Here is a 6,298-nt window from a genome sequence, read left to right as displayed (position 1 = left end):
TTGAAGCCGTCCTTCGTGGGGTTGCCCTCGGGGGCGACCACGAAGTAGGAGCCCTTGTCGTTCTTGGCCGCGTCCGTGGTCTTCCACACGGAGCCATCGGCACCCAGGAACGTGGTCACGAAGCCCTCAGTCACACCGGCGTCACCCTTGGTGGGCTCGAGCGTCGTGTTGGAGGCCACGGTCAGCTTGTTGCCCACGACTGCGCCATTGTGATCGACATCGGTCCAAGACGTCACGGTCTGGTTCGGACGACCCTCCTGCGGGACGGTGAACCACTCCGGAACGGTGAACTCGGTGTTGTACGCGACGTCCGCGATGAGCGTGGTGTCATCGGTGCCATCGGAGTGAGCGCCCTTGACGTAGCCGTAAGCGGACTTGTCGTTCTGGGACTTGGTGCCCTTAGCGTCCACGGTCACCGCGTACGCGCCCTCGGTCTTCGGAGCGGCGAAGGTGACCTCCAGCGCTTTCTCGGTCACGTTGGAACCGGTCACCGTGGCCAGATCGGCCGCGGCCTTCGTCTGCTCGTTGGCGTCCGCGGAGGTGGTGTACACATAGTCGGTCACCAGCTTGTAGTTCGGCTTGTCGACCGGGAGCAGCGCGGACGGGATGTTCTGGTCCTTGGACACGTAGAACTTCGCAGTACCGGCAGGCAGCTTCACTTCGGTCGCCGCAGCGGTGAAGTCGAGCAGTGCCAGGTTGCTCAGATCGGAACCGTCGGTGTAACCGGAGGTCAGCCACAGCGGCTTGATCGTGGTGTCCGCGGTCACCGGGGCGGTCCAGTCCACGGGGGTGGTGCCGTCGACGGTCCAGCCACCGAAGTACTTGTCGCCGTTCTTGCCATCGGCATCGGCCGCGGCCGCGGCAAGGTCACCGAAGTTGTTGCCGGCCAGATCGGCCAGGGTCTCGCCCTTGTAGCCTTCAAAAGAGGTGACGCCCTTGGCCGCATCCTTGACCGTGACCGTGACGTTGTGGGCTGCCGGGCCTTCCTTCGTCGCAGCGTCCGCGGCGTTGGCCGTGCCGGCCACCACGCCCATCGTGGCGAGCATGGCCACCGACGCCAGGCCGGCCAGCGACGCGCGCCACACCTTGTTGTTTCCTGTCATGTCAGGAACCTTTCTTCTAGGGACAGGAGACCAACGCAGACGCGGACGGATGACGCGGCGCGAAGAGCGTCGTCCGCAAAGCTAACGTAATCGTGCTTATCATAATCATGATTACGTTAGACGCAGGAAGGGGGCGACGCATGTTCGTGGGCAGGGAGCATGAGCTCGAGGTGCTGCGCGGCCTGTACGCGCGCGACCGGTTCGACATGGTGGTGGTGTACGGGCGCAGGCGCGTGGGCAAGACGTCGCTGATCGACGAGTTCGTTCGCGGCAGGCGCGTCCTGTACTTCACGGCGCTGCAGCAGAGCTCCGCGCTGAACCTGCGCGGCTTCTCCGAGGCCGTGTACCGGTTCTTCGGCATGCCGGACCTGCTGCCGGCGTTCGGCTCGTGGCAGGACGCGTTCTCGTTCGTCGCGCAGCGGGCGCGGCAGTCCCCGCGGGAGCCGTGGGTGCTGGTGTTCGACGAGTTCCCGTACGCCGCGGCCGCGGAGCCGTCGCTGCCGTCGGTGCTGCAGATCGCCATCGACCACGGGCTGAAGGACACGTGCGTGACGATGGTCCTCTCCGGCAGCAACGAGGGGTTCATGGAGAGCCGCGTGCTCGGCTCGAAGAGCCCGCTGTACGGGCGCAGGACCGCGCAGATCCACCTGCAGCCGTTCGACTATCTGGACGCCGCGAGGTTCCTGCCGGACGCGACGCCGGAGGACCGGGTGCGCTACTACGCCACGTTCGGCGGCACGCCGTACTACCTCGCGCTGCTCGACCCGTCCGCGTCGTACGAGGACAACGTGCGCGCCCTGATGTACGACAAGCTCGGCCTGCTGTACGAGGAGCCGATGATGCTCCTGCGCCAGGAGCTGCGCGAACCGGGCCAGTACTATTCCGTGCTTCAGGCGATCGCCTCGGGATCGTCCACGCCCAAGGCGATCGCGGAGCACGCGGGCGTGGAGGCCAACGCGACGGGCGGCTACCTGCGCACGCTCGAGGGCCTGAACCTGGTACGCCGGCAGGTGCCGTTCGGCGACGACCCGGCCAAGTCCCGCAAGGGCATGTACGTGGTCGACGACCCGTTCTTCGCGTACTGGTTCCGTTTCGTGGGACGCAACGCCGACGCTATCGAACGCAGCGCCGAGACCGGCGGCGCGGTGGCGAAGCGCGTCTCGGAGTCCCCCGCGTTCGCCACGTACGTGGGCCAGCGGTTCGAGACGGTCTGTCTGCAGTGGCTCGCCCGCGCCAACGGACGGGACGGACTGCCCTTCCTGGCCACGCGGTTCGGCAAGTGGTGGGGCACCGACCCCCGCGCGAGGGAGCAGACCGACATCGACGTGATCGCCGCGGACCCCGAGTCCCGCAGCATCCTGCTGGGCGAGTGCAAGTGGCGCAACGCGTTCAACGAGACGCAGGCCCTCGACGCCCTGCGCGCCCGTACCGGCCTCGTACGCGGCTACGCGGACCACCACTACGCGCTGTTCACCAGAAACCCCGTCAGCCCGGCCACGCGCGCCAAGTGCGACGCGGACGGCACGCTGCTCGTGGACGCCGAACGACTGTATCGCGACCTGTAGGCGGGGGCGCGGCGACAGATCGCGGCGGATCGCGCGACACGATTAGATAAGATGCGATAAGAAGATATAAGATTCGTCGGCGACCGGAGGCGGCCATTACCTGCCATCGGGGAATGAGCGACGGCGAATGACGTTGCGCGGCGAGGAGATTCCCTACGTACATCGAATCCCACGCTGGCGCCTGACTGACGGTCCGCTCTCTATTACCGTTCCAAATGTTGTAATGAACCACAACAAGGAGGACCGCCTCATGAGCACCGAATTCGCCTTAGTCATTCTGGCCATCATCGTTGTGGCCATTGCGGCCATGCACCGCTAGCAATGAAGAGGATGGGTCCGTCTTTGCCGACGAGGCCCATCCTCTCGTAAAACAAATACAGGGCCCATCAGAACCCTACGTTCTCGCCCTTCTCCAGCTTCGCCTGCCATGTCAGGACGGCGTTTCGCTCGTCGTTGGCCTTGCGCTGCGCGGCTTGTGCGTCCGCCAGTTCCCGACGCGCCTGATCGAGTTGGGCCTGGATGGCACCGGCCTGCTCGTTGCGCGCCTTGAACGCGCGCACCTCGTCGAGGTACTGCTCCACGGGGATGGTGCGGTCGAGCGAATCGTAGTTGGAACTGATCATGTCGTCCCAATAGAAGTCCTGGAACGCCACTTTCCCATCCGGTACCCAGCCCAGACCGGTCACCCAGTACGGGCCGAAGTCGTTGAGTTCGGCGATCGCAAAATAGTGTCCCACCTGGCCGCCGTTGCCCGTCTCGTAGTTGTTCTTCTCCTCCCAGTACCAGCCGTCATACGGGTTCGCATAGCCCCATGCGGCGTTCTGCGCGTTCGGGACCCACCCGCTCACCCAGCGATGGGCGATCGTCCCGGTGCGGTGGCTCCAGTTCGTGCTGGATGCGGTCTCCGCCATCAGCGTGTCCGACACCTTCAGCGCCCGCACTCCGGTCAGCGCGCGCAGCCGGTTGCACTCCTGGATCAGTTCCAGCGCACGGATCACGTTGTCGAGGTTCGTGGCGTCATCCCACGCGCCCAGATGCGTGTACTGCACGTCCGGGTTGAACCCGGGATCCGTGAACGCCTTCAGCGCGGTCGTGGCGCCCACCGACTCCAGATACCCTTTCAGGTCATTGGAATAGCGCAAGCCATTGAGCTCCGCCTCCAGCCCATCCACCTTCCGTTGGACGGCGGCGGCCTGACGATCGGCGGCGCCCACCGTCTCTCGCGCGTCCACCACGGCCTGCTGGGCCTGCACGCGGCGCTGCTCCAGCGTCGCCGACGCCGTGCGCCCCGTCAGACGCTTGTACTCCACAGGGCTGGCGGTCCACAGATGCTCCAGCGTGTCCGGATTGTATACGCGGTACATGGGCATCGCGGGCTGGGTCGTCTCGTCGATGTGCCAGCCGACCTGTTCGTCGTTCCATCCTGCAGAACGGACCAGATAGTCCCTTTCCTCTTCGTTCAGCGTCCACAGGTGCCGTTGGGTCTGCGGATTGTACAGCCGGTACACGGGCGTGCCCGAGGCCGACGCGTAGAACGCGATGCCCTCGTGCGTCCATCCGGCGTCCGTGAGCGACTCCATTTCGTAGTAGTCCGCGGTGTAGTGGTGAACGCCCAGAGCAGGGCTGTACAGCCGGTGCACCAGCACTTTCCCGCCTTGGGCGGACTGCCACGCGATGTCCTCCGCGTTCCATGAGTATCCCGGATCCGCGCCCAGCGCCCCGACCGGCGTGGCCGCCAGTCCCAGCGCAACGGTCAGCACCGCGGCGACCGCACCGGCCGCCCATCGTCTCCTCGCCATGATCGACTCCTTCTTCCGTTTACGTCCTTGTAAGCGGGAGTCCCGGCGCAACGGTTCATGAATTTCCATGAATTCCCGTCCGCGCCGACGGTCCATCCCATTCCCATCATCCTCCCAGCCGAGGACCCGGAAGGAATGTCGCGGAAGTGATACGGATCGTCAGGCGACGTGCGGGAACGCGATGAGATGCGCGCACAACAAGCCGACGTAGGACCAGACGATCAGGCCCGTGATCAGCATCCGAGGCATCCTGCCGTCATTGATCCGGATGCCCAGATTCGGCAGGAGCAGCGCCATGGGCGCGAGGATCGGGATGAAGTATCTGCTCTGCATGCCGCCGGCGTACGTGCCCAGACTGTACGCGGCGAACAGCGCCAGCATGCCGATCACGTTCAGCACGTAGAATGCGACGACGCTGAGCGTCACGGCGCCACGGGAGACGACGTCCAGACGTGGCAGGTCCGCGTTGCGGGCGACGACCAGCAGCATGCAGGCGAGCAATACCGGAGCCATGATCGTCAGGGGCAGCTGGGTGAATTCGGCGCCCACCGCCAGTTGGATGTTTCTGCCCGTGTCGTACTGGTCGCCCGTGAGATCCAGCGGGTTGATCAGCGTGTACCAGACGCTTTCCAGCAGTCTGAGCGGACTGTGCAGTATCGTCGACATGCCCTTGTGATAGTCGTCGGCCGTGATCACGGCGCTCGGGGGAATGTTGCGCGTCATGCGCATCCAGGCCAGCGCCGACGCGAGCGTCGCGAAACCGGCCGCGACGATGCCGGTCCAGACGGTCCGGTCCTTCCAGCCGGCTCTTGCCGGCAACAGCAGCAGGAGCGGCGCGAGCGCGATGCAGGTGACCTTGATCAGGCCGAGCAGCAGACCCATGAGCGCGAGGACGATCCAGCGACGCCCGCCTATGCGCGGGGTCTGATACAGATGCAGCACGTATGCGACCCACAGCAGCGCGTATGCGTTCGTCACCGCATCGGCCGTGGGGTAGACGATCGACAGGAAGAACGTGGGCAGAATCGCCACGGCGAGCACGATGGTCCCGTACCTTTGCGCGAGGCGGATGGCCGCGCACACCATGGCCGTGCAGCACAGCAGCGTCAGCAGACTGGACACGCGCAGATGCCCGCCGCCGAGGACGCTGGGGAAATACAGGAACGGCGAGTTGATCGCGGTGTTGTTGAACGCGACGAAGTTGCCGGCGGCATCGTACCCGCCGTAATTGCCGCTGCCTGACGGGTCCGGAATGGCGCGAAGCACGCCGGACGCGATCTGCCGGGCGCGGTCCCAATGAGGGTCGAAGTCGTTGCGCGAGGGATTCCTGTCGAACAGGATCAGCAGCAGTCCGGACGGGACCGTCACCAACACGTACAGCAGTTCCAGCCTGAACCGCTCCGCCATACGGAGGAATGAAAGCCGGGATGCGCGCCGCCCGTGCTGCGCCGTAGAAACTGCCATAGGTCTCCTTGAATCCTTCGTGTCGCGACACATTCTATGGCCGGACCGCGTCATTCCCGGATCTTCCAGCCGTACATTCCCAAGTAGAATCTGTCGACGGCCGTCAATGGCAAATATTCGATCGACCTGCGCCGCTCCGAGCGCGGTATCGATCCGACCCGTTTCAACGAGCGATGGCGGTCCGGGGTATGCGCCGGGTCGCCGTGTTCGGACCAATCCCACGGGTCTGCGTTCCGAAGCCGCCGGGCCGCCGCCTCCCGGCGCTTCCACGCCAAACGAACGAAGGCCGGCTCCGGGATACCCGGAGCCGACCTCTTCGCTTTTCAGGGAATCAGTCTACCGAAAGCGGATCAGACGCCCTTGGCGG

General features: G+C 65.2%; 5 protein-coding genes. 2 read left to right on the top strand and 3 right to left on the bottom strand.

The window, feature by feature from the left end:
- Positions 1–1,103, bottom strand: a 1,103-nt coding sequence (locus G1C96_RS09915; RefSeq protein WP_169276427.1) for a hypothetical protein, incomplete at its 3' end; no start/stop codon positions are given.
- Positions 1,104–1,243: 140 nt separating this feature from the next.
- Here G1C96_RS09915 and G1C96_RS09910 point away from each other — a divergent pair.
- Complete coding sequence (locus tag G1C96_RS09910; RefSeq protein ID WP_169276426.1) at positions 1,244–2,668, top strand: ATP-binding protein; 1,425 nt, start codon at positions 1,244–1,246, stop codon at positions 2,666–2,668.
- 127 nt (positions 2,669–2,795) lie between these two features.
- Positions 2,796–2,987, top strand: coding sequence for a hypothetical protein (locus tag G1C96_RS09905; protein WP_169276425.1), 192 nt, complete (start codon positions 2,796–2,798; stop codon positions 2,985–2,987).
- Between the two features lie 67 nt (positions 2,988–3,054).
- On the opposite strand, the gene G1C96_RS09900 is transcribed toward G1C96_RS09905, so the two are convergent.
- Both G1C96_RS09900 and G1C96_RS09895 read right to left on the bottom strand, forming a co-directional pair.
- Positions 3,055–4,467 (bottom strand): hypothetical protein, encoded by a 1,413-nt coding sequence (locus G1C96_RS09900; protein ID WP_169276424.1) that lies wholly within the window; start codon positions 4,465–4,467, stop codon positions 3,055–3,057.
- A gap of 159 nt (positions 4,468–4,626) precedes the next feature.
- Positions 4,627–5,931 carry a DUF2142 domain-containing protein gene (locus G1C96_RS09895; protein ID WP_169276423.1) on the bottom strand — a complete coding sequence of 435 codons (1,305 nt, stop codon included), beginning with the start codon at positions 5,929–5,931 and terminating at the stop codon, positions 4,627–4,629.
- Positions 5,932–6,298: the final 367 nt, after the last annotated feature.

It is taken from the genome of Bifidobacterium moraviense (assembly GCF_012932365.1).
Classification (GTDB): domain Bacteria; phylum Actinomycetota; class Actinomycetes; order Actinomycetales; family Bifidobacteriaceae; genus Bifidobacterium; species Bifidobacterium moraviense.
Note: the sequence above shows the minus strand (reverse complement) of the source record. Positions and strands in the feature narration are given on the sequence as shown.